Origin of the sequence: Phocaeicola salanitronis DSM 18170, assembly GCF_000190575.1 — a bacterium.
Taxonomy (GTDB): Bacteria; Bacteroidota; Bacteroidia; order Bacteroidales; family Bacteroidaceae; genus Phocaeicola; species Phocaeicola salanitronis.
Genome location: NC_015164.1, coordinates 1,539,673 through 1,565,036 on the forward strand (window position 1 = coordinate 1,539,673; position 25,364 = coordinate 1,565,036).

At 50.0% G+C, this 25,364-nt stretch carries 19 protein-coding genes and 1 pseudogene; 11 read left to right on the forward strand and 9 right to left on the reverse strand.

Going from position 1 to position 25,364, the window contains the following annotated elements:
* Positions 1-12: 12 nt before the first annotated feature.
* Together BACSA_RS06890 and thrA are read right to left on the reverse strand one after the other, a co-directional pair.
* The gene (locus BACSA_RS06890) at positions 13-1,224 is read right to left on the reverse strand and encodes a cofactor-independent phosphoglycerate mutase (RefSeq protein ID WP_013617383.1); all 1,212 of its coding nucleotides are present in this window, start codon (positions 1,222-1,224) and stop codon (positions 13-15) included.
* A gap of 60 nt (positions 1,225-1,284) precedes the next feature.
* Positions 1,285-3,717: a bifunctional aspartate kinase/homoserine dehydrogenase I gene (gene thrA / locus BACSA_RS06895; RefSeq protein WP_013617384.1), complete on the reverse strand. Its 2,433-nt coding sequence runs from the start codon at positions 3,715-3,717 to the stop codon at positions 1,285-1,287.
* A 494-nt stretch (positions 3,718-4,211) separates the two neighbouring features.
* Between thrA and frr the strand changes: the two genes are divergently transcribed.
* The 7 genes from frr to BACSA_RS06930 all read left to right on the forward strand — a co-directional run bounded on the left by frr (position 4,212) and on the right by BACSA_RS06930 (position 11,840).
* Positions 4,212-4,772, forward strand: a complete 561-nt coding sequence (frr, locus tag BACSA_RS06900; protein ID WP_013617385.1) for a ribosome recycling factor — start codon at positions 4,212-4,214, stop codon at positions 4,770-4,772.
* A 104-nt stretch (positions 4,773-4,876) separates the two neighbouring features.
* Positions 4,877-5,812 (forward strand): ribosome small subunit-dependent GTPase A, encoded by a 936-nt coding sequence (gene rsgA, locus BACSA_RS06905; protein WP_013617386.1) that lies wholly within the window; start codon positions 4,877-4,879, stop codon positions 5,810-5,812.
* A gap of 19 nt (positions 5,813-5,831) precedes the next feature.
* Positions 5,832-7,298 carry an MFS transporter gene (locus BACSA_RS06910; protein ID WP_013617387.1) on the forward strand — a complete coding sequence of 489 codons (1,467 nt, stop codon included), beginning with the start codon at positions 5,832-5,834 and terminating at the stop codon, positions 7,296-7,298.
* A gap of 210 nt (positions 7,299-7,508) precedes the next feature.
* A complete protein-coding gene (metF, locus tag BACSA_RS06915; protein ID WP_013617388.1) occupies positions 7,509-8,462 on the forward strand; it encodes a methylenetetrahydrofolate reductase [NAD(P)H] in 954 nt (317 codons plus the stop codon).
* Between the two features lie 2 nt (positions 8,463-8,464).
* Positions 8,465-9,592: a DNA polymerase III subunit gene (locus BACSA_RS06920; protein ID WP_013617389.1), complete on the forward strand. Its 1,128-nt coding sequence runs from the start codon at positions 8,465-8,467 to the stop codon at positions 9,590-9,592.
* Between the two features lie 66 nt (positions 9,593-9,658).
* On the forward strand, positions 9,659-11,128 hold the full coding sequence (locus BACSA_RS06925; RefSeq protein WP_013617390.1) for a PSP1 domain-containing protein: 1,470 nt from the start codon (positions 9,659-9,661) through the stop codon (positions 11,126-11,128).
* Positions 11,129-11,321: 193 nt separating this feature from the next.
* A complete protein-coding gene (locus BACSA_RS06930) occupies positions 11,322-11,840 on the forward strand; it encodes a gliding motility lipoprotein GldH (RefSeq protein ID WP_144005198.1) in 519 nt (172 codons plus the stop codon).
* On the opposite strand, the gene rodA is transcribed toward BACSA_RS06930, so the two are convergent.
* From rodA to BACSA_RS06960, 6 genes and pseudogenes are all read right to left on the reverse strand, one after another.
* Entirely contained in the window at positions 11,799-13,253 is a 1,455-nt protein-coding gene (gene rodA / locus BACSA_RS06935; RefSeq protein WP_013617392.1) for a rod shape-determining protein RodA, read from the reverse strand. The two genes, BACSA_RS06930 and rodA, sit on opposite strands and share 42 nt — an antisense overlap.
* Positions 13,234-15,084, reverse strand: a complete 1,851-nt coding sequence (gene mrdA / locus BACSA_RS06940; RefSeq protein WP_041583925.1) for a penicillin-binding protein 2 — start codon at positions 15,082-15,084, stop codon at positions 13,234-13,236. The genes rodA and mrdA overlap by 20 nt, the downstream gene beginning before the upstream one ends.
* Positions 15,084-15,584, reverse strand: coding sequence for a hypothetical protein (locus BACSA_RS06945; protein WP_013617394.1), 501 nt, complete (start codon positions 15,582-15,584; stop codon positions 15,084-15,086). The genes mrdA and BACSA_RS06945 overlap by 1 nt, the downstream gene beginning before the upstream one ends.
* Positions 15,585-15,606: 22 nt before the next feature.
* Positions 15,607-16,446, reverse strand: coding sequence for a rod shape-determining protein MreC (gene mreC, locus BACSA_RS06950; RefSeq protein ID WP_013617395.1), 840 nt, complete (start codon positions 16,444-16,446; stop codon positions 15,607-15,609).
* A gap of 5 nt (positions 16,447-16,451) precedes the next feature.
* A complete protein-coding gene (locus tag BACSA_RS06955) occupies positions 16,452-17,474 on the reverse strand; it encodes a rod shape-determining protein (RefSeq protein WP_013617396.1) in 1,023 nt (340 codons plus the stop codon).
* Positions 17,475-17,532: 58 nt separating this feature from the next.
* Positions 17,533-18,117, reverse strand: a pseudogene (locus tag BACSA_RS06960) (IMP cyclohydrolase); the annotation flags it as partial.
* A gap of 175 nt (positions 18,118-18,292) precedes the next feature.
* On the opposite strand from BACSA_RS06960, the gene BACSA_RS06965 reads away from it, so the two are divergent.
* Positions 18,293-20,584 (forward strand): inorganic phosphate transporter, encoded by a 2,292-nt coding sequence (locus BACSA_RS06965; RefSeq protein WP_013617398.1) that lies wholly within the window; start codon positions 18,293-18,295, stop codon positions 20,582-20,584.
* Between the two features lie 441 nt (positions 20,585-21,025).
* Here the strand turns inward: BACSA_RS06965 and BACSA_RS06970 are convergent, their stop codons facing one another.
* Entirely contained in the window at positions 21,026-21,589 is a 564-nt protein-coding gene (locus BACSA_RS06970; protein WP_013617399.1) for a DUF4833 domain-containing protein, read from the reverse strand.
* A gap of 120 nt (positions 21,590-21,709) precedes the next feature.
* Here BACSA_RS06970 and BACSA_RS06975 point away from each other — a divergent pair, with 120 nt between their 5' ends.
* From BACSA_RS06975 to BACSA_RS06985, 3 genes are all read left to right on the forward strand, one after another.
* Entirely contained in the window at positions 21,710-22,540 is an 831-nt protein-coding gene (locus BACSA_RS06975; protein ID WP_013617400.1) for a peptidylprolyl isomerase, read from the forward strand.
* A 103-nt stretch (positions 22,541-22,643) separates the two neighbouring features.
* Positions 22,644-23,882 carry a M16 family metallopeptidase gene (locus BACSA_RS06980; RefSeq protein ID WP_013617401.1) on the forward strand — a complete coding sequence of 413 codons (1,239 nt, stop codon included), beginning with the start codon at positions 22,644-22,646 and terminating at the stop codon, positions 23,880-23,882.
* The gene (locus tag BACSA_RS06985; protein ID WP_013617402.1) at positions 23,879-25,237 is read left to right on the forward strand and encodes an MATE family efflux transporter; all 1,359 of its coding nucleotides are present in this window, start codon (positions 23,879-23,881) and stop codon (positions 25,235-25,237) included. The genes BACSA_RS06980 and BACSA_RS06985 overlap by 4 nt, the downstream gene beginning before the upstream one ends.
* Positions 25,238-25,364: the final 127 nt, after the last annotated feature.

Here is a 25,364-nt window from a genome sequence, read left to right on the forward strand (position 1 = left end):
GTGGTGAAAGTTTCAGCTATTCATAAATAAATTCATAAACTCGTCTTTTTCCAACATGCCGTATCCGCCTTCCCGGCACGACACCTCATCGTATGCCTGCACCGCATCCGGCTCAATGCCCGGATAATAAATCAAGAAAGGTATCGGCTCGGCGGTATGCGTGCGCAATTCGCACGGGGTCGGATGGTCGGGAAGCACGGCTATCGCCACCGGTTCGTCCCAGTCTTTTACCACTTCCCAAATGGGTTTAACGGCACGCTGGTCCAGATATTCGATGGTCTTCAACTTCAAGTCTACATCGCCCTCATGTCCTGCCTCATCGCTTGCTTCGATGTGCAGGTAAACGAAATCATCGGTCTTCAGGGCATCGATGGCGGCTTGTGCCTTGCCTTCGTAATTGGTGGTATAAAGTCCCGTAGCACCTTCCACATCGATGCACCGGAGTCCGGCATAGCGTCCGATGCCCCGGATGAGGTCGACCGCCGTAATCACCGAGCCCTTGCGGATGGAGGGGTATTTATTCGCCAACGGCTCCATCTTCGGGCGATAACCGGGACTCCAGGGCCAGATGCTGTTCGCCGGGTCTTTGCCCTCGCTCATCCGTTTCAGGTTAAGCGGATGCGAAGCCAGCAAGTCTTGCGAAGCCATAATCAGCCCGTTCAGCAAATCGGCGGTTTCTTGCGCTTCGGGAACCAACGCCTTCACCAGATTCGGGCGGAAGGGCTGCAACGGGATGTCGTGCGGAGGCACGCAAGCCACGTGTTTGTTTCCGCCTTTCACCACCAGCAAATGCCGGTATTGCACGCCAGTATAGAAATGGATACGGTCGGAGCCTAAGCGTTCTTCCAAGGCACGAATCAGCTCGTCGGCTTCTTCGGTGGTGATGTGCCCTGCCGAATGGTTCTTCAGGATATCGCCCTCTATGCATACCAGGTTGCAGCGCATCGCCATGTCATCCGGCTCCAAATCGACTCCGATGCTGGCGGCTTCCAACACCCCGCGTCCCTCGTACACCGTAGGCAAGTCGTACCCCATTACCGACATGTTCGCCACCTCGCTTCCCGGATGAAACCCGTCGGCTACGGTCTTCAGCATTCCGGTGCGTCCCATGCGTGCCAGCATATCCATGCAGGGCGTATGGGCATATTGCAATAAAGTCTTGTTTCCCAGAGAGGGGACAGCCCAATCCGCCATCCCGTCTCCTAATATAATCAGATGTTTCATGTTGCTTTTCTTTTTAAGGCGACAAGATACCAGGTGACCCGTCACCTTATACCTTATCAACTATATATTCGCAATGCTCATAATATCCGCAAACACTCCGGCGGCGGTCACGCTCGCACCGGCTCCATAGCCTTGGATAAGCATCGGATATTCGTTATAGCGCTCGGTGGTAAGCAAGATGATATTATTGCTTCCCGCCAGTTCGTAGAACGGATGATGGCGGTCTACCTCTACCAGTTCTACCACTCCCTTTCCGCCTTCGAAGCGTGCCACGAACCGCCAGCGCTTGCCTTCACGCTCCAACACCTTGCGGCGTGCCTCGAAATCGGCATCCAGCGAAGGTATCTTGCGCCAGAAGTCATCCAGCGACCCTTCGAAGAAGCTGTCGGGAATGAACAAGTGTTTCTCCACATCTTCCTGATTCAGGCAATATCCCGCCTCGCGTGCCAGGATGACCAGCTTGCGCACCACATCGGTCCCGCTCAGGTCGATGCGCGGGTCGGGTTCGGAATACCCCTGCTCCTTCGCGTTCCGGATGGTCTGGCTCAAAGGCACGTCGGCACTGATTTCATTGAAAATGTAATTCAGCGTACCGCTCAACACGGCTTCGATTTTCAATATCTTGTCTCCACTGTTAATCAAGTCATTGATGGTATTGATGACCGGAAGCCCTGCTCCCACATTGGTCTCGAAGAGGAACTTCACGCCCCGATGGCGGGCTATGCGCTTCAGTTCGGCATAAATCTCATAATCCGAAGAAGCCGCAATCTTGTTCGCCGCCACCACCGAGATGTTATGCCCCAGGAAATCCTTATACAAGGAAGCGATTTCGGGGCTGGCTGTACAATCCACAAACACCGAGTTGAAGATATTCATCCCGATAATCTCATCGTGCAATACCTGCACCGATGAAGGCATGCCCTTTTCTTCCAGTTCCTCGCGGTAATGGGCAAGGTCGATTCCCGCACGGGTGAACATTGCCTTGTGCCCGTTGGCGATTCCCACGATTTTCAGGTTCAGTCCCCGTTCCTGCTTCAAGCGTTCCTGCTGGCTGTGTATCTGGTCTATCAGGCTATGCCCCACCGTACCGATGCCGCAAATGAAAAGGTTCAGCACTTGATATTCGGAAAGAAAAAACGAATCGTGGATGACATTCAAGGTCTTGCGGAGCGAACCGCCTTCTACCACAAACGAGATATTGGTTTCCGACGCACCTTGCGCACAGGCTATCACGTTAATGCCGTTCCGCCCCAGCGTACCGAAGAGCTTTCCGGCAATGCCCGGCGTATGCTTCATGTTTTCACCCACAATAGCTACCGTAGCAAGCCCTCCCTCGGCTTTCATCGGGCTGATTTCGCCCATTTCGATTTCCTTGGCGAACTCTTCATCGAGCACCTTGCAGGCAAGTGCCGCATCTTCATTGCGCACGCCGATAGAAGTAGAGTTTTCCGAAGAAGCCTGCGATACGAGGAACACACTGATGCCGTTCTCCGCCAGGGTCTTGAAGATGCGGTAGTTCACGCCGATAACGCCTACCATACCCAGTCCGGTCATCGTAATGAGGCACGTGTCGTTGATAGAAGAAATGCCCTTGATGGCTTTCGAAGAATGGTCTGCCTCCTGCTTCACGATAGTGCCCGGAGCGTCGGGATTGAATGTATTCTTTATTAATATAGGTATATTCTTATGGCATACCGGATAGATAGTAGGCGGATAAACCACCTTCGCGCCGAAGTTGCAAAGCTCCATCGCCTCCACATAGCTCAGCTCGGTGATGGGGTAAGCGGTGCTGATGACCCTCGGGTCAGCGGTCATAAACCCGTCCACATCCGTCCATATCTCCAGCACATCGGCATCCAGCGCCGCGGCGATGATAGAAGCGGTATAATCAGAACCGCCCCTGCCCAAATTAGTCACTTCGCCCGTATCCTTATCCGACGAGATAAAGCCCGGCACCAACGATACGCGCGGAATCTCACGGAAGGTCTCGCGCACCAGACGGTTGGTCAGTTCCGAGTCGAGGATATGCTTGTTGTGCTTCTTTTCCGTCTTGATGAACAGGCGGGAGTCGAACCATTGTGCCCCGTCGATGAGCGTAGCCACGATGATGGAAGACAAACGCTCGCCATAGCTTACGATGGTCGACGAGGTCTTGGGCGAAAGGTCGCGTATCAGATAAATGCCTTGAAAGATATCCTTCAATTCGCTCAGCAGCTCATTCACACAATCGAGGAGCAACTCCCGTTTCTCGCCCGCAGGAATCACCGTATAAACCATTTCGATGTGGCGGTTCACGATTTCCTTCATCTCTTTCTCGTATCCCGAATCGCCCGATGCCGCCATGTTCGAAGTCTTTATCAACTTGTCGGTGATGCCTCCCAACGCCGAAACCACTACGATTACCTTATCATCTATCGCCTCAACTATTTTCTTTACATTCAACATGCTGTTGACGGAGCCTACCGACGTTCCGCCGAATTTCAATACTTTCATACGATTGTTCGATAAAACTAATTGATGGCACACGATGAACCCTTAAAAAAATCCGTTTCATCTGTGTGCGATGAATTATAAACACTTATTATTGAATCATAAAAATGAAGAAATGCCTGCGTCCACAGGCGTGTATCACGTAGAAACACCATTATACAACCGCTCAACCCCGAGGGGTCATCCCAGTGGCAGATGTATAGAGGGACATACGCCCCGTGGCACACATCAGAATGATATGTAGATTGTTCCGGTTCATGTATAATTGTTTTGTCGTTCGCAAATATAGTAACATTTTTCCATAAACAAACATATTCGGCGTTTTTTTTGGAATAATCCGTCAAAGTTCATGCCCGCGAAGCCGAAAACAAGCGTCAAAGGACGGATGATTGCACACTTTCCAGCGAAAATCTTCACAAACTATTGCAAGAGAATAAAAAATCCCCTATTTTTGTTCACATAAACTTATCGACAAAATATTTAAAAGCAACAAGAATATGGCAGATTCTAAAACTATCCTCAGCAGCGCTGAAGAAAAAATGGATATGGCAATCATGTATCTGGAAGATGCTTTGGCACATATCCGCGCCGGAAAAGCCGATGTACGTCTGCTTGACGGCATCCGTGTAGATTCATACGGAAGCATGGTTCCTATTAATAATGTAGCGGCGGTCACTACCCCCGACGCACGGAGCATCGCCATCAAGCCGTGGGACAAGAGCATGTTCCGCATCATCGAAAAAGCGATTATCGACTCCGACCTGGGTATCATGCCCGAAAACAACGGCGAAATTATCCGCATCGGCATCCCTCCATTGACAGAAGAGCGCCGTAAACAACTCGCCAAACAATGCAAAGGCGAAGGGGAAACGGCTAAAGTAAGCGTACGCAACGCACGGCGCGATGCCATCGACGCCCTGAAGAAAGCCGTAAAAGACGGTATGCCCGAAGACGAGCAGAAGAATTCGGAAGCAAAGCTTCAAAAGACGCACGACAAGTATATCAAGCAAATCGATGACTTGCTCGCCGCTAAAGACAAAGAAATCATGACTGTATAACACAAGGAAACGAGATGACGGGTTGACAAGGCTTAGAATACCCCAAAGCACCTAAAACCTTGTCAACTTGTCAACTCATACCTTGTCAACTAAAACAAAAAGCGTTGGAAAAAGGATTAGTCATCAAGAACACAGGAAGCTGGTATGTGGTAAAGACCGAAGACGGGAAGCAGATTGAATGCAAGATAAAAGGGAACTTCCGCCTGAAAGGAATACGCAGCACCAATCCTATTGCGGTGGGCGACCGTGTGCAAATCGCCTTGAACCCCGAAGGGACCGCCTTCATCACCGAAATAGAAGACCGCAAGAACTACATCATACGCCGGGCTTCGAACCTCTCCAAGCAATCGCATATCATTGCAGCCAACCTCGACCTGTGCATGCTGGTGGTGACCGTCAATTATCCCGAAACCTCCACTATCTTTATCGACCGTTTCTTGGCTTCCGCCGAAGCCTATCGGGTGCCGGTAGCACTGGTATTCAACAAGACCGACCTTTATTCAGAAGACGAATTGCGCTATTTGGAAGGGCTTATTCACCTTTACACCCATATCGGATATCCTTGCTTCCGCATTTCTGCCCTCAATAATGAAGGAATCAATGAAATAAAGGAAGAACTGAAAGGGAAAATCACCCTCTTTTCAGGGCATTCGGGCGTAGGGAAATCAACGCTTATCAATGCCATCCTGCCCGAAGCACACCTGAAAACCGGAGAAATATCCACAGCCCATAACAAAGGCATGCACACCACGACTTTTTCTGAAATGTTCCCCGTAGAAGGCGAAGGATATATCATCGACACACCGGGCATCAAAGGATTCGGCACCTTCGACATGAAAGACGAAGAAGTGAGCCATTACTTCAAAGAGATTTTCGAATTCTCCGCGCATTGCAAGTACGGAAACTGCACCCACCGGCACGAACCGGGCTGCGCCGTACGCGAAGCCGTAGAGAACCATTACATCAGCGAATCACGCTATGCATCCTACCTTAATATTCTGGAAGACAGAGAAGAAGGAAAGTATCGCGCGGCATATTAAATAAAAAACACAGACCATCATGAAAACACAACCTATCAAGATGACCAACTTCCGCTGGACCATCTGTTTTATGCTTTTTATGGCAACCACCATCAACTACATGGACCGGCAAGTCCTCTCGCTCACATGGAAAGACTTCATCGCACCCGAATTCCACTGGACCGATACCGATTACGGGTTCATAGCCGGCGTATTCGCCATCGTCTATGCCGCCGGAATGCTTTTTGCCGGACGGGTCATCGACTGGATGGGCACACGCAAAGGATACCTCTGGACAATCGGAATCTGGTCATTAGGCGCCTGCCTCCATGCCCTTTGCGGCATCGCCACCGAATGGTGGGTAGGCGTGGACAACGTAGAAGCGTTAAAGCAAGCCGAAGCAGGCTCAGCCCTGGCATTAAGCATCGCTACCATAAGCGTCTATTTCTTCATCGCCGCACGGTGTATCCTTGCCATTGGCGAGGCGGGCAATTTCCCCGTAGCGGCAAAAGTAGCCGCCGAGTATTTCCCGAAGAAAGACCGTGCTTTCCCCACCAGCATCTACAATAGCGGAGCGGCAATCGGCGCACTTGTCGCCCCGGTCAGCATCCCTACCCTGGCAAGCTATTTCCGCGATTTAGGCGTAGGAAACGGTTGGGAAATGGCATTCGTCATCATCGGTGCATTAGGCTTCGTATGGATGGGCTTCTGGGTATTCCTCTACAAACGCCCGCGCGAAAGCCGTTGGGTGAACGAAGCCGAGCTGGCATACATCGAACAAAATGAAGAAGAAGAAGAGCCACAAGCCTCCTCAGAGGGAGAAAACCTGCCCAAGATGTCTTTCCTGCAATGCATCCGCTACAAACAGGCATGGGCATTCGCCGTGGGCAAATTCCTGACCGATGGCATCTGGTGGTTCTTCCTGTTCTGGACCCCCGCCTACCTGAGCGATGTCTACCACCTGCCCTCTAACGCCCCGATGGCACAATTGCTCATCTTCGTCCTCTATGCCATCACGATGCTCTCCATCATCGGAGGCTGGCTTCCTACCTATTTCGTGGAAAAGAAAGGAATGAACCCCTATAAGGGACGTATGCGCGCCATGCTCATCTTCGCCTTCTTCCCCATTCTTACCCTTTTGGCGCAACCTTTGGGAGCTTACTCGTACTGGTATCCGATTATCATCATAGGCATAGCCGGAGCGGCACACCAGGCCTGGTCGTCCAACATCTATTGCACCGTAAGCGACATGTTCCCGCAAAACGCCATCGCCACTATCATCGGCTTCGGAGGCATGGCGGGAGGCATCGGCTCCTCGCTCATCAATATGGGTTCGGGAGTCCTGTTCGACTATGCCGCCAACACCCAGCTCGCCTTTATGGGCTTTACGGGAAAGCCGGCAGGATATTTCATCATCTTCTGCATCTGCTCGGTGGCATACCTCATCGGATGGATTATCATGAAAGCACTCGTTCCTGAATACAAGCCCATCAAACCGGAAAGCTAACACCTCCGGCAGACGCAAGCAATTGAATAACCAGATGCATATAGCTCCGTGCGCGCACGGAGCTATATGCATTTACAAACGGACCGTTCACCTCAAAAACTCCCGGCTATAACAGATTTTTACATTGGGAACCTCCAAATCCATTGTGAAACGAATAAAATCCACTATATTTGCCTTTGGAAATCACATCGTACGATAACAGGAATAAAAATGAAAGTAATTGAATTAATCAAAGCATCGGAGAAGACCGCTTTCTCGTTCGAGATCCTCCCCCCCTTAAAGGGAACAGGCATCGAGAAAGTGTATGAAACCATCGACCTGCTCCGCGAATTTGATCCGAAATACATCAACATCACCACCCACCGGAGCGAATACGTCTATACCGAGCTGGGGAACGGATTGTTCGAACGGAAACGCATCCGCCGGCGTCCGGGTACGGTAGCCGTAGCCGCCGCTATCCAAAACAAATACGGCATTCCCGTAGTACCCCACGTATTGTGCAGCGGGTTCACACGCGAAGACATCGAGTACATGCTGCTCGACCTGCAATTCTTAGGCATCACCGACCTGCTGGTCCTCCGCGGAGACAAGGCGAAACACCAGTCGGCATTTACCCCCGAGGAAGGCGGATACAGCCATGCCATCGAACTGGAAGCACAGATAAACGACTTCAACCAAGGCATTTTCGTCGACGGATCGCCCATCAAACAACCCGTACACCCCTTCGGATACGGCGTGGCATGTTACCCCGAGAAGCACGAAGAAGCACCGAACATGGAACAAGACATTTACTGGCTGAAGAAAAAGATAGAAACGGGAGCGCAATATGCCGTGACCCAGCTTTTCTATGATAACCAGAAATATTTCGCCTTCGTGGACAGGCTCCGTGCAGAAGGCATCAACGTGCCCATCATCCCCGGCATCAAACCTTTCGGCAAGCTTTCCCAACTCTCGGTGATTCCGAAGACATTCAAGGTCGACCTGCCTCAGGAACTGGTATCGGAAGCGATGAAATGCAAGACCGATGCCGAAGCCGCCGAAGTAGGCGTGGAATGGTGCATCAGCCAATGCCGCGAACTGATGGCACACGGCGTACCCAGCATCCATTTCTATACCGTAGGAGCGGCACAGAGCGTAAGCCGTGTAGCAAAAGCCATTTATTAACTATGTACATCAAGGACATCATAGGGCAGAACGAAGCGAAACAACATCTCCTGACGTTGGCGCATGAAAGGCGCGTCCCTCACGCCATGCTTTTTTGCGGACCTTCGGGAAGCGGGAAACTTCCGTTGGCATTAGCGCTGGCAAGATACCTCACCTGCGAAAATCCCGGCGAGGAGGATGCGTGCGGAAAATGCCCTTCGTGCCAAATGATGAACAAATATGCTCATCCCGACGTGCATTTCGCCTTTCCGGTCATCAAGCGCAAAAGCGGGCGTGACACGGTATCGGCGGATTTCCTGAACGAGTGGAGGCAACAATTGCTGGACACGCCTTACTTCACGTTCCACCAATGGCTGGCACGCATCGGCACCGAGAACCAGCAAGCCCAAATATTCGTGAGCGAAAGCGATGAAATCCAGCGTGCCCTTTCCCTGAAATCATCGCGCGGAGGATATAAAATCATGATAGTCTGGCTTCCGGAAAAGATGAACGCCGAATGCGGGAACAAGCTGCTCAAGCTTTTGGAAGAGCCTCCTGCCCAGACGGTATTCATGCTGGTAAGCGAAGCGCCCGACACGCTGATGCCTACCCTGACAAGCCGCATGCAACGGTTCCGCCTCCCGCCCCTGCACGAAACGGATATCGCCTCAATGCTCTCCTCGCGTTATATGCTCACGCCTGAGGACAGCCGCGAAATAGCCCACCTCTCAGAAGGGAGCGTCATCACGGCTATCGAGAATATCCATTTGGGCGAAGAACACCGGATGTATTTCGACCTGTTCACCTCGCTCATGCGCCTGGCATACGCCCGGAAGCTGAAAGAGCTGAAAGGATGGAGCGAGCAGGTTGCCGCCATGGGGCGCGAACGCCAGAAAAATTTCCTGAACTATTGCGAACACATGGTACGCGAAAGTTTTATCTCTAACTTCCGGCATCCGGAAATGAACTACATGGCACGTGAAGAAAAACAATTCACCACACGTTTTGCCCCGTTCATCAACGAGCGGAATGTAATAGGCATCAGCACGGAATTGCAGGAAGCCATCCGGCATATCGAACAAAACGCGAACCCGAAATTCGTCTTCTTCGATTTCGTACTGAAGATTATTGTATGGTTAGTAAAAAAATAAGAAATCGGCTTTTAAGTTTGCCAATTGGAACACAACCAGAACTTAAGAGTCCAAAAGAATACTTATATGGAGAATAAATTTATATTGAAAAACGGAAGCGGCTCGCTCAGTTGCAAGGGCTGCGGAAAACAAGATAACAAGCTGAACACCTACGACTGGCTGGCAGATGTGCCGGGCAATGCCGAAATGGAAGATATGGTGGAAGTGCAGTTCAAAAACACCCGAAAAGGATATTACAAGAACAGCAACCACCTGAAATTGGAAAAAGGAGACATCGTAGCGGTAGAAGCCAGTCCGGGACACGACATCGGAACCGTAACGTTAACCGGACGCCTGGTACCCCTCCAGATGCGTAAAGCCAACATCAAACCCGATGCCGAAATACGCCGTGTGTACCGGAAAGCCAAAGCCGTTGATATGGAAAAATACCACGAAGCCAAAAGCCGCGAACACAATACCATGATACGCTCGCGCCAAATCGCCCTGCAATTGGGCTTGCAAATGAAAATCGGTGACGTGGAATACCAAGGAGACGGGAACAAGGCCATTTTCTATTACATCGCCGATGAACGTGTGGACTTCCGCCAGCTGATTAAGGTACTGGCAGAAGCGTTCCGCGTGCGTATCGAGATGAAACAAATCGGGGCACGCCAAGAAGCCGGACGTATCGGAGGGATCGGTCCATGCGGACGGGAATTATGTTGTGCCACGTGGATGACCAACTTCGTTTCGGTATCGACCAGTGCCGCACGCTATCAGGACATTTCGCTCAATCCGCAAAAGCTGGCAGGACAATGCGCCAAACTTAAATGTTGCCTCAACTATGAAGTGGATGCCTACGTGGAATGCCAAAAGCGCCTGCCCAGTAAGGAAATCACACTGGAAACCGCAGATGCCACCTATTATTATTTCAAAGCAGACATTCTGGAAGGAACCATCACCTACTCGACCGACAAGAATTTCCTTGCCAATGAAGTGACTATCCCGGCAAAGCGTGCTTTCGAAATCATCAACAAGAACAAGCAAGGAGAAAAACCTGCCAAACTTTCTGATGAAGGAAGCACCGATTCAACGAAATCGAAAGACTTGCTGGAGCAGGAAAGCGTAACCCGCTTCGATAAGAGCAAAAACAAGAAAAAGAAGAAAAAAGGAGGAGAAAACCGGAACAACAATAACCCGGAAGCTCAGGCAAGAAACAATGCCGAGCCCAAATCCAATGCAAACGGGAACGCTACATCCACGGCTCCTCAAGCTTCTGCCCAATCCAGCAAAAAGGCTAAGAACAAAGGTGAACGTACAGAGCACAAAGGTAACGAAGCTCAGAAGCAAGCCAATGCCAAGCTTCCGGTACCTGTATCCAAACAACCGGCATCGAAAAAACTCCCGATGGTAGCAAAAGCAAGCACGCCGAACCCGCCTTCGGGCAAAGCGGAAAACAACGGAAACCGGCACAACAACCGAAACCGGAATAACCGGCGCCCGAAAGGAAATGAAGAAGGAGACGCCTCATCGGCCACAAATATAAAGGCCAATTAAAATTCAGCTTGATGAATGTCCGCATCCAGCCAATTCATCAAGCTGAAAACGAAGATATACTTCATTAGCCATTTCAGTTAACTGCTATAGCACACGAAGATAACTGAAATGGCAAAGTAAGTATATCTTCATTTGCATGCATACTTCATTGAATGGAATCCGATTGGAAACGAAGAATTTAGAATAACATTACGTGGCTCTATCAAACAAAGACGAAATCATGAAACGCTTCACTCCCCTTTTCATCATGGCAATGCCCTTCTTCTTAGCCGGATGCGAAAACGATGCAACCGTCTATCACCAATACCGCACCGTATCGCCTCAGGGCTGGGAACGGGAAGACACCCTTTCGTTCGTCCTCCCCGACTCAACTTTCACAGAGCATTGCTATCAACTGGAAATCGGATTGCGGCATACAGAAAACTATGCCTACCGTGATTTATGGATAGCCATCATCCGTCCTCATTCCGTTCCCCCGGCTTGTGACACCCTCCATCTGGAACTTGCCGACAGGAAGGGGAAATGGCATGGAGAAGGAAACTCAAGCACTTTGTACCAATTTCATGCCCCTGCCGGGAAAATTACACTTTCGCATGCCGACACGTTGGTGCAATTGGTACACCTCATGGCTTCCCCTTGCCTGAAAGGCATTACCGATGCGGGCATCCGTCTATCGCTCACGGGAAGCGTCGATACGCAAAAAGACAAATAACAAGATAGTGAATCCCCACAACGAAGAGCCGCCATAACTGAAGAAAGGCAAAGGAATGCCGATAACCGGAGTCAAGCCGAGCACCATGCCGATATTGACAAATAGATGAAAAAAGAAAATGCTCAGCACACTATACCCGTACACCCGCCCGAAACGTGTGGATTGCCGTTCAGCCAAATAAATCAGCCTCCAGATAAACACGGCAAAAAGGATAATGACCGTCGATGCCCCCACAAATCCCTGTTCCTCGCCTACGGTGCAAAAGATAAAATCGGTATCCTGTTCGGGCACATATTTCAGCTTGGTTTGCGTACCATTCAGGAAACCTTTCCCCAAGAATCCTCCCGACCCTATGGCAATCTTACTTTGATTGACATTATACCCAGCTCCCGTAGGGTCGTCTTCCATACCCAGCAAAACCTTAATCCGGACTTGCTGGTGTGCCTCTAATACATTATTGAATACATAATCTGCTGAAAGGAAGAAACCTATCGACCCTATGGCAAAAAGGAAGATATAAAAATAGTTACGGACACGCTCGTGCAAAGCAAGAAATATCAAGTAAATGCACAACGCTACGCATAAACCGACCTGCACATATACCACATTAAAAGGAATGACATAAAGCGAAAAAAGCAAACTTAAGAATGTGACTCCCAATCCTATGGAAAGGATATACGTAACCGGTTTCCGGCTTTCCTTGCAATAAGAATTGACCAACAAGCCTGAAAAAGCCACTATCAATCCCAATACGGAAAACTCGCCCCACGAAGTATACCCGTCCGACATCAAATCATCTCCGAACCGGATTCCTACGATAAAATAAATAATCGAACACACCCCTGCAAAAAGAATCGAACCGGTCATCCCCTCCCGATACAGCACCAGAAAAAACGCAAGGTAAACCAATGCCGAACCGGTCTCTTTCTGGCAGATAATAAGTATCATGGGCACAAGGATAATAACCAAAGAAAGCAGCATATCACGTCCGCGTTCAATCGAATAAGTATATTCTCCCATAAACTTGGCGAGCGCGAGCGCCGTAGCAAACTTAGCGAACTCAGCCGGTTGCAAGCTGACAGGTCCCAACACAATCCATGAACGAGAGCCCTTGATTTCATGCGGATTAAATATCGTTCCGAACAACAACAAGAGCAAAATGCCATAAATCAAATAAGCATAGGTATCGTAAAGCCGGTCTTCCAACATCAATAAGACAAACCCCAATACCAGCGAACATCCAATCCACATCAATTGCTTTCCGGCACGGGTTCCTAAATCGAAGAAGTCGGGGTCGCCATAATCATAGCTTGCTCCGCACACGCTGAACCACCCGCAAACCACAAGCACCAGATAAAGCGCAATGGTCCACCAGTCCACCGATTTCCATACACTATCTTTCTTGTAAGCCATAATCAATTCTTCTGTGTTGAATATCGGAAGCCAACGCTTCATCCGCTTCCGTCAATTTTCCCGTTAAGTATTTCTCTATCATCAATCTCCCGATAGGTACTCCGTAAGTGGCTCCCCATCCTCCGTTTTCCACGTAAACGGCTATGGCTATTTTCGGATTGTTCATGGGAGCAAATCCCATAAAAGCAGAATGGTCTTTCCCATGGTTCTGCGCCGTTCCGGTCTTCCCGCAGACCTCTATGTCAGGAAGGTTCGCCATCCGGCATGTCCCGCCCAATACCGCCGCACGCATCCCCTGCACCACCTCCTCGTAATGCACCGGCTCCACCTTCGTATACCGTTTGGTACGGTACACCGAATCGATTTGCTCACCTTCTATCTTTTTCACGACGTGCGGTGTGATGAAATACCCACGGTTAGCGATTGTCGCGCCCAAATTAGCTATCTGCAAAGGCGTAGCGGTCACCTCGCCCTGCCCTATGGCGATACTGATAATAGTCAATCCGTTCCACGACCCCCGATAGGCTTTATCATAGAACTGGGCATTCGGTATCATCCCACGCTTCTCTCCCGGCAAATCAATGCCCAATGTATATCCAAATCCCATTGACACCATATAGTCGCGCCATGTATTCATGGCCTTCTGTACCGACCCGTACTTTTGGTGCGCCCCAATCATGTGATATAAACCCCAGCAAAAATAACCGTTACACGAGGTTGCGATTGCCGGAATCAGCGGCAAAGGAGACGGATGCGCATGGCATCCCACATGAAGCCCACGGAAAGAAAACCCTTTCACACAAGAATACATTGTATTCGGCGTAATAATCCCTTCTTGCAAATAAGTCAGAGCCTGCGTTGTCTTAAAAGTGGAACCAGGCGGATACGTTCCCATTATCGCGCGGTTGAGCAAGGGTTTCCAAGGGTCGCGTGCCATCATCTGATGGTTCTTCCCCCGGTTTCGCCCAATCATCATACTGGGGTCGTACGTAGGAGAAGATACCAGGCACAACACTTCTCCCGTAGAAGGTTCTATCGCCACAATGCTTCCGATTTTCCCTTCCAGCAACCGTTCTCCCAGCATCTGAAGTTCAATATCCAAGCTTAGTGTAAGGTTCTTTCCCGGAACGGGAGCCTTATCGAACTTCCCGTCCATATAATTCCCCTGAATGCGTCCGTGCGCATCACGCAACAAAATTTCCACACCTTTCTCGCCCCGCAATTGCTTTTCGTATGAACGCTCCACGCCCAAGCTCCCGATAAAGTCGCCCGGCTCATAATATTCATCCTTTTCTATATCGCCCTTAGACACCTCCGAAATATCTCCCAAGATATGCGCGCCCGCATGATAGCTATATTGCCGGATGGTACGGCGCTGGATGTAAAAGCCGGGGAACATGAACATCTTTTCCTGAAAAACGCCACAATCCTCCGCCGAAAGCTGGGTAAGGAATACTTGATGGGTATAAGGAGAGTATCCGGGATTCAGTTTCCTGTTCTTCAAGTCCTTGAACCTGCGCCTTACAAACTCAGGCGTAAGCTTTAACGTACGGCACAAATCGGCTGTATCAAGGCGGGTTATCTCTTTCATGATGACCGTAATATCGTATGCGGGCTGGTTATAAACCAATAACTTGTCCGTACGGTCGTACATGACTCCACGGCTGGGATATTGCACCCTCCGCAACAACGCATTGCTGTCGGCATTCTTTTTATAATCATCGCTTAGAATCTGCAAGGCAAACAAACGCATGATGAAAAGAAGGACTACCGCCAGTACTGCCCCGCCAATCACATACTTCCTTTTTACCAACTGATAATTCCGGTCCACTATCTCTTCCTCCTCATTACGTCTATCCCCATGATGCAAACCACCGTCATAAACGTATCTGTCACAATCCGAAGCAACAGTTCTACCCAGTGAAAGAAACTAAAAGCGTCAATCACCCTTACCACAACCATAAATGCAAGCACCGCACTCGCCACATAGCGCAAGAAAGAGCCGAAGCCCATGCTTTGAATGCCGGGCTCATAATCGTCTGTAGTTTCACGCAACATCTGCGCCTGTAACAAAGGACGCCGGGAAAAAGCCAAAAAGGTGCTTGCCGCCGCATACATGCCCGGCGTATTGCCAAAAACATCCACACAAAGCCCCAATAAAAAGGCTTGCAGCAATAAAGACTTACGGGGAGTCTCCGAATTGAGAACCAGAATATAATAGATAAAAACAACCGGAGTAGCATAGCCCATGGTATGCACATGATTCAGAATCTCCGTCTGAACCAAGATTAACACCACAAACCACACAATACGATGCAAAGTCTGAACCATAGGATGCTTCCCTTTATTATTTTTAATGAATACTATCTTCCAGCGCGGCCTGCTCCGCCCTTCCGTTGTAGCGGATGACACTCACATCGGTCAACCGCGCAAAATCCGTCAGCAAACGTACTTTCAAAAGATAAGACAACCCGTCCTGACTGTCTTTCCGGTCATCCACGATACCCACCGGAATGCCTTCCGGAAACACGGCGCTATGCCCGCTCGTTACAATGGTATCACCCAACGTAAATTCAGAATGGCGGGGAATATCCTGCAACCAGGCATATTGCGAAGAGCCTCCGTCCCATTTCAATACGCCAAAATAATCCGTACGCTGTATCTTGCAACTAATGTTGCTTCTTGAATTCAGCAGGGGAAGCACCAATGCATAATGTGCCGATGCCTGATAAACAATGCCTACAATGCTATTGCCATTCAATACACCCATTTCCGCATGGATACTGTCGGACATGCCTTTATCTATCGTTATGAAATTATTGCTTCGCGTGATGCTGTTATTTACGACCTGCGCCGGAACCACAAGGTAATCCCTCAATGCATCGCGTTGCATTTGCCGGATAAGAAGCGTATCTGTTTCACGCTCTTTCAGGGCTTCCTTCAAACGCTTCACTTCCAGTTCTAAAGCAACGTTACGGTCTACCAGCTTCCGATTTACAGAGCGCAAGCCAAAATAGGACGACACTTCATAAACCATTTCGTCCACATAACCGACCACACGATTGGCAGAAGTAAAGAATACGCTTCCCTGATAATGATTGAAACGGAACAATAAAGTGAAACTGACTGCTTCCAAGAAAATAAAAAGCAGCCAGTAATCATATTTCAATAAAAAGTTCAGCAGGTTCCGCATATCCTTTACCGCATCAGGAACGAAAAACGGTCTACATTCTTCAACGCGATTCCCGTGCCTTTCGCCACACTCAACAGAGGATCTTCCGCTATATGGAACGGGATGTTGATTTTATCCGTCAACCGTTTATCCAATCCGCGAAGCAATGCTCCCCCGCCAGCCAAATAAATGCCATTGCTCACAATGTCCGCATACAGTTCGGGAGGCGTATTCTCCAATGCATTCAGCACCGCTGTCTCAATCTTGGCTATGCTCTTCTCCAGGCAATGCGCAATTTCCTGATAGCATACAGGCACTTCCATCGGCAATGCCGTAATGCGGTTCGGCCCACGCACGATATAGTCTTCGGGCGCATCATCGCCCAAGTCGGTCAAAGCAGCGCCTACATGAATCTTGATACGTTCCGCCATACGCTCGCTCACTTTCACATTGTGCTGGCGGCTCATATACTCCTGAATATCAGCCGTCAAGTCATCGCCTGCGATACGAATGGAATTGTTCGAAACAATGCCGCCCAATGAAATGACGGCAATCTCAGTCGACCCTCCGCCTATATCTACAATCATATTGCCTTCCGGAGCTTCCACATCCAGCCCGATACCGATAGCAGCCGCCATCGGCTCGAATATCAGATACACATCGCGCCCTCCGGCATGCTCGGCGCTATCACGCACCGCACGCAATTCCACCTCGGTCGAGCCCGAAGGCACGCCAATCACCATACGGAGCGAAGGCGTAAACAAACGGCGTCCCGGATTCACCTTTTTAATCAATCCGCGCATCATCTGTTCACAAGCATTAAAGTCCGCGATGACCCCATCACGCAACGGCCGCACGGTACGGATATTCGGATTTTCCTTTTCGTACATCATCTTAGCCCGTTCGCCTACAGCAATCATCTTATCCGTACGGCGGTCTAACGCAACTACCGAAGGTTCATCCACCACAATCTTATCATTGCTCAGGATAATGGTATTTGCCGTACCAAGGTCCATCGCTATTTCTTGTGTAAAAGAAAACAATCCCATGATTCCAAAATTAATAATTGACAATTAACCATTGACAATTGACGCATCATTTGCCCGCAAACCAATTATGGATAGCCGTATCGTAAGAAGAAGATACGCCAAAGGCTTCACACGCCAACCGGCGGCGTTCTTCGCGGGTAGTGGCTGCTCCTCTCTCCTTTAATATATCGAGCAACGTGCCGTATTGAGCCTTGCTTGCCACAATTACGACATCATTGAAATTCTTTGCAGCCGCACGGATTAAAGAGATGCCGCCTATATCGATTTTTTCGATAATATCCTGTTCGCCGGCACCCGAAGCAACCGTGTCTTCGAACGGATACAGGTCGACAATCACCAAGTCGATTTCCGGAATCTCATATTGCTTCACCTGATTCTGGTCTTCTTCCAGCGCACGGCGGCACAGGATGCCTCCGAACACTTTCGGGTGAAGGGTTTTCACACGGCCGCCCAAAATCGAAGGATAACCGGTCAAGTCTTCTACTGCATGGCACTTATAACCCAAATCTTCTATAAAATGACGCGTGCCGCCGGTAGACAAGAACTCTACTCCATCTTCCGCCAGCATACGGATAATCTCATCCAAACCGTCTTTGTGGTAAACGGAAACCAATGCTGTCTTTATTTTCTTCGTTTCTGACATAGCTATATGGCTTTAAAAGTTAATAATATTATGCTTGGGCGCAAAGTTACAAAATATCTGTTTATAAACATACTAACCGGACGTGAAATTATCTTTCTTTTATTTTGTAACACGTTTGTAATATGTATTAATTGATTTTTCCCTACTTTTGCGCCTGAAATATTAAAGCAACAATATGGAAACTGTTTATTTAGGAATTGTGATATTCCTTTTCATGCTGGCAGTGTTCGACTTGCTGGTGGGTGTCAGCAACGACGCCGTGAACTTTATGAATTCGGCTGTAGGCGCAAAAGTCGCCAAGTTCCGCACAATCATTATTGTAGCAGCCGCAGGAGTCTTCTTAGGAGCCATTATGAGTAATGGCATGATGGACATCGCCAGACACGGCATCTTCCAACCGTCCAACTTCAGTTTTTACGAAATCATGTGCATCTTGCTGGCGGTAATGGTCACCGACGTGGTGCTGCTCGATGTGTTCAACACCCTCGGGCTTCCTACCTCTACCACGGTATCCATGGTCTTCGAACTTCTGGGAGGTACATTTATCCTGGCAATACTGAAAATCTTAGGCGATGAAACAGGCATGTATTCATTAGGCGACATGATGAACACCGAAAAAGCCTTCTCGGTCATCATGGCGATTTTCCTCTCCGTAGCGATTGCGTTCATAGCCGGTACGGTCGTGCAATACATCTCCCGCCTCATCTTCAGCTTCAATTACAAGAAAAACCTCTCGTGGACCATCGGCATCTTCGGAGGCCTCTCTACAACGGCACTCGCCTACTTCATCCTGCTGCAAGGACTGAAAAGCTCACCTTATATATCTCCCGACACGCTGGCATGGATCAGCGACCATAATTCGCTATTGATTTTGGGCTGTTTCATCTTCTTCACCCTGCTGATGCAAGTATTGCACTGGTGTAAGGTGAACGTGTTCCGCATCATTGTCTTGTTAGGAACATTCTCGCTGGCGCTTGCTTTTGCGGGCAACGACTTGGTGAACTTCATCGGTGTGCCCCTCGCCGGCTATTCTTCGTATATGGACTATGTGGCGAATGCCAACGGGACAGGCATCCACGACTTCATGATGAGCTCGCTGATGTCATCCGCCAAGACCCCCATGATATTCCTCTTCCTTTCGGGCCTGGTCATGGTCTACGCGCTGGCTACTTCTAAAAAGGCGCAAAACGTCATCAAGACTTCGGTCGACCTCTCTCGCCAGGAAGAAGGCGACGAGATGTTCGGTTCGTCTGCCTTGGCAAGAACCATCGTGCGCCGTGCTACGGCAACGAATGAGTTTTTGGTGCGTGTCATCCCTGCCAACGTACGGAATTGGATAAATAACCGTTTCAATAAAGACGATGTGATACTCGAAAACGGAGCTGCATTCGACTTGGTGCGCGCTTCGGTCAACCTCGTCCTTTCGGGCTTGCTCATCATCATCGGTACCACGATGAAATTGCCCCTCTCTACCACGTATGTGACCTTTATCGTAGCCATGGGCTCTTCACTTGCCGACCGTGCATGGGGACGCGAAAGCGCCGTTTACCGCATCACCGGCATGTTCTCCGTCATCGGCGGATGGTTCATCACCGCATTCGTGGCATTTACGGTCTGCGCCCTCGTCACCATTATCATGTATTATACCAGTTTCGTAGGCATGTTCATCTTTATCTGCCTTGCGGTATTCCTGCTGGTAAGAAGCAACATTAAATATAGCGAAAAGCAAAAGGCGGAAAAGCAAGACGATATCTTCAAGCGCATGATGGCATCCAAAGACAAGAACGAAATCCTCACCCTGCTCCGCCAGCACGTGCGTGAGACCTTGTCCGACTACATCGACTATACCGAAAAGACCTACGTACAGGTGACCGACGGCTTTATCAACGAAGACCTGAAGAGCTTGAAGAAGGGGCTGAACTCGGCGGAAGAAAAGCGCAAGATGCTGAAGAAACGCCGCCGCAAGGAAATCCTCGGCCTGCGCCGCATTCCTATCGCCCTTGCCATCGAAAAGAACACGTGGTTCCACCTTGGAAGCAACAGCTGCGAACAGATGCTCTACTGCTTGAAACGTATCTGCGAACCGTGCAAAGAACACGTGGACAATAACTTCAACCCCATCTCGAAAGAAAGCATAGCCGACTTCCTGCCCATCCGCGAGGAATTGTGCAAGCTGATGGAAAACACACGTGCCGACATCGAGAACAACAACTATGCCGATGCCGACGATATTCTGGTGAAAGGCGATACGTTGAAGAACAAGATTTCAGCCCTGCGCAAGGCACAGATGAACCGCCTGCAAGAGACCGACAACACAAGCCTGAAAGCCGCCATGGTTTACCTCAACATCTTGCAGGAAACGCAAGAACTGGTCAGCATCTGGCGCCACCTGCTCCGTGCAAGCCGCTTCTTCCAGAACGACTATGTGCCTCAGCAGGAAGCTCAAATCTTGAGTCTCGCCGAATAATCAAGCCACACTAATATTCATTCAAGCCGGTATCTCTCCTGAATGCTATCAGGTGATACCGGCTTGTTTTATAGCTCCTTTACATAAAGAAGGCAAATGAAAAATAGAACGCAACGTAGTTTCAAAGAAGTTTAGATATACTGAAACTTTAGTTTCAATGCACTGAAACTAAAGTTTTAATGCGCTAAAACTCCAGTTTCAACCAGCAGAAACCAAGCACGAAACCGCAAGCATCGTGCATAGCCCTCAGAAGCTGTTTTGAATTTATCGTGCGATGATTTGGGATGAGCTTTTGAGGCATTTTCGCTTCTGTGATGAGGAAGATAGCGGGCTATCTGACGAAGAACAGGAGCGGAAAGGACCAAAAAATCGCCCAAAGCACACACGAAAAAGGATACATCAAGCCAAGAAAAACTTTTTGAAGAAATTCAAAACAGCTTCTCAGTCCGTTATCCGCTCCACCACCTCTTCCTTCGAAGAAAGGGCTTCTCCGTGAAGCTCCACATAGTCCACTCCCATCGGATTGTGCTCGCTTACCTTCACATACAAGTATTTCAGAACCGCCTTCTTGCCGTCAATCGTAGTCTCGCATACGTAACGCTCTCCCCGCCGGCAAATCAGGAACTTCTTCCCCGAATAGGCGGTCAGCGTGACCGTACAGCTATTCTCCCCTTCCTCCACCACCTTATAGCCATACACCATCTTGCGCTGGAAAAAGCTCAATCCGTTCTTTTCTCCCATCCGCTCTTCCCGGTTCACCCAATACACGGACAGAGGCTTTTCCTTATCCAGCTTCCCGCCGACCAGGTTCACATCGTAACACACCAGGTTACGGTTGATGCTCCGGGAGATATGGAACAACCGTTGCGGGGTCAGATACAAATTGCCTTCCGTCTCTGCCATGCACAAGCACGCGCCCGCCCACAAAAAACACAATAAGAAACAAGGAATAAGCACGTTACGCTTCCCTTTATCCAAAAGCCTTTTCAAATCCGTTGCCTTCATAAGTTTTCTCTCATTTAAGGATTTACAAAGCAAAGTTACGATATTCCCTGTATTTCCCAACATTTTTTTTGACGGTTCATGCCACTTTTCTTACCTTTGCAAGATAAATTATCCCCAGACATGAGAAAAACAATTATTTTACTAACCCTGATAGCCTGCTGCCTTGCCTGCACGGGCAATCATAAAAAGAAGTACTCCATGACAAACGAAACCTTGGTCCGCCTGGAAACGACTTTGGGCGACATTACCGTAAAGCTATACGACGAAACCCCGAAGCACCGGGACAACTTTATCAAGCTGGTGAAAGAAGGCGCGTATGACAGCACCCTGTTCCACCGCGTCATCAAGCATTTCATGATTCAGGCAGGCGACCCGGAAAGCAAGACCGCCAGCGATACCGCCATGTTGGGAAGCGGCGATGTGGGCTATACCGTCCCCGCCGAATTTGTCCCCTCCCTCTACCATAAGCGGGGAGCGCTCGCCGCGGCACGCAAGCCGGACAATGTCAATCCCGAACGGGCTTCGTCGGGATGCCAGTTCTACATCGTGACAGGAAACGTGTTCAGCGAAGCGCAACTCATCAACATCGAAAACGATGTCAACCAGGCACGCCTCGACACCATTTTCCAGAACTTGGCGCGCCGGCACATGAAAGACATCTATAAAATGCGCAAAGCCGACGATACCGCCGGACTTCTCGCCTTGCAAGACACACTGGAAGCACAGGCGAAAGTGCAACTCAAACAAGAAGGCCCCTTGAGGTTCACGCCGCAACAAGTCCAGGCTTATACCACCATCGGCGGGGCGCCTCATCTGGACGGAGGCTATACCGTATTCGGCGAGGTAGTAGACGGCATGGATGTAGTTTCGCAAATCGAAGGAGCCAAGACCGGCAAGGCAGACCGCCCGGTACAGAACATCCGTATCCTGAAAGCAAGCATTATTAATTAATGAAGAATGAGGAATGAAGAAACAACGTTCGGCGTAAGCCAATGAAGAATCGCTTCGCCCGCATGGAAAATTCTTCATTCTTCATTCTTAATTCTTCATTTATATGATAAAGGTAAACCATTATACACTGGGCAACGGGCTGCGCATTGTGCACAATGAGGATAATTCCACCCAAATGGTGGCGCTCAACATCCTGTACGACGTAGGCGCGCGCGACGAGTCCCCCGAACATACAGGCTTTGCCCATTTGTTCGAACACCTGATGTTCAGCGGTTCGGTAAATATCCCCGACTATGACACGCCTGTCCAAAACGCCGGAGGGGAAAACAACGCATGGACCAATAATGACATCACCAATTATTACATCACCCTCCCCTACCAAAACGTAGAGACCGGGTTCTGGCTGGAAAGCGACCGCATGCTGAGCCTCGACTTCAATCCGCAAAGCCTGGAAGTGCAACGCCAGGTAGTTATCGAAGAATTCAAGCAACGCAACCTGAACCAGCCCTACGGAGACGCGTCACACCTGTTGCGCGAAATGGCTTACCGGCACCATCCGTACCGCTGGCCTACCATCGGGAAAGAAATCAGCCACATCGCCAACGCCACACTGGAAGAAGTGAAAGACTTCTTCTACCGCTTTTACGCGCCCAACAATGCCATACTTTCCGTAACGGGGCATATCCCGTTCGAAGAGACCATCCGCCTGGCGGAGAAATGGTTCGGACCGATACCGGCGCGCCAGATACCTCCGCGCAACCTGCCCGCCGAAAAGCCCCAGACACACATCCGGCGGCTCAGCGTAGAACGGAAAGTCCCGGTAGACGCCTTGTACATGGCATTCCACATGTGCAACCGCTTTTCGCCGGAATATTACACATTCGACGTCATCACCGACCTGCTTTCCAACGGCCGTTCCTCACGCTTTATCCAGACGCTGGTGCAGCAAAAGAAACGGTTCGCTTCCATCGACGCCTACATCTCCGGAAGCCTGGACGAAGGCCTGCTGCACATCACGGGCAAGCCCGCGCCGGGCATATCGCTGGAAGAGGCGGAACAAACCATTTGGGAAGAGCTGGACAAGCTGAAAACATCCCCGGTGTCCGCCGAAGAACTGGAAAAGGTAAAAAACCGGTACGAAAGCGAACAGATATTCAACAACATCAATTACCTGAACGTAGCCACCAACCTCGCCTTCTACGAACTGATAGGCAAGGCGGAAGACATCAACACTGAAGTGGACAAATACCGCTCCGTCACCCCCGGGCAAATACAGGAAACGGCAAAACGGACATTTGTCCCCGAAAATTGCAACATACTTTATTATAAAGCCATCCAATGAAACAATCACACTACCGCGCACTGCTCTCCCTGGGCCTTCCCATCGTTATCGGGCAAATAGGCGTCATCATCCTGGGCTTCGCCGACACGATTATGGTAGGGCATCACAGCTCCACCGAACTCGCCGCAGCCAGCTTCGTAAACAACATGTGCAACCTCGCCATTATCTTCAGCACCGGATTCGCCTACGGGCTGACACCGGTAGTAGGCCGCCTGTTCGGAGAGGGGAACAAAGAAAAGACCGGAGAAGTCTTGCGGAACAGCCTTTCGGCAAACACCCTGCTTGCGCTCATCGTATGCGGCATCATGTACGCCCTCTACCTGAACCTCCACCGCTTGGGACAACCCGAAGAACTGCTGCCCTACATGCGCCCCTACTTCATTGTATTGCTCCTTTCGCTTCCGTTCGTGCTTTGGTTCAACGCCTTCAAGCAATTCTCCGACGGGATTACCGACACCAAAGTATCCATGTGGATGCTCTTAGGTGGCAATGTCCTGAACATCATCGGAAACTATATCCTGATTTACGGCAAGCTGGGATTCCCCGAACTGGGCCTGCTGGGCGCCGGCATCGCGACGTTGGCATCCCGCATCCTGATGGTCGCCGCCTACCTGGTCCTGTTTTTCTTCACCGCCCGCTACAAGCCCTTCCGCGTCGGATTCCTTGCCGGCAAGACCAACAAGGAAGACTTTTCCCTGCTCAACCGCCTGGGGTGGCCCATTGCCGCCCAAATGGGGATGGAAACCGCCTCGTTCAGCCTTAGCGCCATCATGGTAGGGTGGCTGGGCAGCACCGAACTCGCCAGCTACCAAGTGATGATAGCCGTTTCCCAAGTCTGCTTCATGATGTACTACGGCATGGGAGCCGCCGTATCCGTACGCATCAGCAATTTCCTCGGCCTGCACGATTTCGCCAATATCCGCCGGATAGCCAACACCGGCTTCCGCATCATCCTGGTGATGATTGCCTGCACCTCCATCCCCATCTATCTGTTGCGGAACGACATCGGAGGCTGGTTCACCGACGATGCAGCCGTCAGCCTGATGGTGGCGCAAGTGATTATCCCCTTCCTGCTCTACCAGTTCGGCGACGGGCTTCAAATCAACTTCGCCAACGCGCTCCGCGGGATAGCCGACGTGCGCCCGATGATGCTGTTCGCCTTCATTGCCTATTTCGTCATATCCCTGCCCTTGGGATACCTCTTCGGATTCACGCTCGGATGGGGCATTACAGGCATCTGGACGGCATTCCCCTTCGGGCTTACCTGTGCCGGAATCATGTATTACCTCCGCTTCCGGTACAAAGTGAAGACACTGGGCAACAAATTATTAAATGAATATCCGCATTTTACCTAATTGACTGTAGGGGCGTATCGCATACGCCCTGAAAGCATCCGCGTGGATAAGTGGACGCATTCGGGCGTATGCGATACGCCCCTACATGGGATGTTTGCGGATATTCAAAATTATTAATTATTAATTG